General features: G+C 61.4%; 1 pseudogene. It reads right to left on the bottom strand.

Annotation, left to right across the window (positions count from 1 at the left end):
• Positions 1-267: pseudogene (locus tag B4920_RS26485) on the bottom strand (hypothetical protein); the annotation flags it as partial.

Raw genomic sequence — 267 nt, forward strand, 5'->3', positions numbered from 1 at the left:
CGGCTTGTCGATCTGGCCCGTGATGCAGACGATGCTGGTGTGACCTTGCTCCAGCAGATGGCGCACGGCCAGGCGCGCACCGATGCGGGCGTTGTCGTTGATGACGTTGGCAAAATCACACTCGGTTCCCCAGTCCAGCACCACTTGAGGCACGTTCTTGTGGATGCGCAGCATGTCGCGCAGCGGGGTGTCGATGTCAGTCCCCAGCACCAGCAAGCCGTCGACACGCTTCTCCATCAACATGCGCAGATAATGCTGCTGACGGGG

The sequence above is a fragment of the Zoogloea sp. LCSB751 genome, assembly GCF_002028455.1.
Classification (GTDB): Bacteria; Pseudomonadota; Gammaproteobacteria; order Burkholderiales; family Rhodocyclaceae; genus Zoogloea.